Genomic DNA, 1,286 nt, shown 5'->3' on the forward strand with positions numbered 1-1,286 from the left:
GATCACCGTCACGAAGCACCAACGCCGAGGCCACATACATGGCCCGATTCTCCCCGACATCCAGACGTAAAGCTACTTCAAACACGGAACACTAGGTGTACTCGGTCATGACGTTGGTGACAGTCGGCTGATCGGGGGCTGGCCGCCGAGCGCGGTGTGTCGGCGGCCAGTGTTGTAGAAGTCGAGCCAGGGTGCGAGTGCTCGGGTGCGTTGGTCGTTGCTGGTGAAGACCTTTCGGTAGGCCCATTCGGTCTGCATGGTGCGGTTGAACCGTTCGACCTTTCCGTTGGTCCACGGGCAGTGGGGACGGGTGAACTTCTGGCGTGCGCCGAGCGCTTGGCAAGCGGCCTGGAATGCGTGCGAGATCCGGTAGTTCTTGGCGTTGTCGGTCATGACCCGCTCAATGCGGGTGATGCCGTGGGCGTGGAAGAACTCGGCCGCGCGGGTGAGGAAGCCCGCGCAGGTCGCGCCCTTCTCGTCGGGAAGGATCTCGGCGTAGGCGAGGCGCGAGTGGTCGTCCACGGCCGCGTGGACGTAGTCGTATCCCAGCCCCCGGAGCGATCCTGGCCGTTCACCGCGGCCGTGAGCGCGATGGCCGCCGCCGGCGGGGATCTTGCCGAGCTTCTTGACGTCCACGTGGATCATGTTGCCGGGCCGGGCGTGTTCGTAGCGTCTGCCGCCGGCTCTGGTGGACCGGATGACCTGGCCGGTGAGCGGGTCGCAGGCGGCGAGCGGTGGCATCCGGTGGCGGCGGAGGATGCGGCTGACGGTCCGGGCGGGGACGCCGGTGTGCTCGGCCAGGGCGTCCGGTCCGCGTCGCAGTGTGCGGCGGGCCTTGAGCACGCGGCGCTCGACGGCTGCGGGCGTGCGGGTGGGACGGCGGTGCGGGCTGCTGCTGCGGTCCTGCAGCCCGGACCAGCCCTCGGCGCGGTAGCGGTTCACCCAGCGGTGAGCGCACTGGCGGGATACGCCGAGTTCCTTCGCGACGTGCGCGACCGGACGCCCGTCCAGGACGACACGGCGCACCAGCAGGCATCTGCCGTGAAAGGTCAGCCGGGCATTAGCGTGAGCCACCAGGACCTCCGAGGTGTGTGAAGACGGCTATCTCCACTACGCCCGGAGGTCCCCTCTTGATCAACTACCGACGGCCATGTGTCACCAACGTGACGGCCGAGTACATCTAGGCCAGGCCTAGTCCTTGTCCGACCACCAGCGGGCGCCGGCCTTCGACTTCACGTCGCCGATGTCCGCGCACCAGGTGACGCGCTTGCCGGTGTCCGAGGCGC

The 1,286-nt window shown here is 68.0% G+C and carries 1 protein-coding gene; it reads right to left on the minus strand.

Going from position 1 to position 1,286, the window contains the following annotated elements; translation table 11 throughout:
• Window positions 1-105 precede the first annotated feature (105 nt).
• Window positions 106-1,074, minus strand: a complete 969-nt coding sequence (locus ABT147_RS47190; RefSeq protein WP_351418739.1) for an IS481 family transposase — start codon at window positions 1,072-1,074, stop codon at window positions 106-108.
• Window positions 1,075-1,286 lie beyond the last annotated feature (212 nt).

It is taken from the genome of Streptomyces sp. NPDC001868 (assembly GCF_040297125.1).
In the GTDB taxonomy this organism is placed as follows: domain Bacteria; phylum Actinomycetota; class Actinomycetes; order Streptomycetales; family Streptomycetaceae; genus Streptomyces.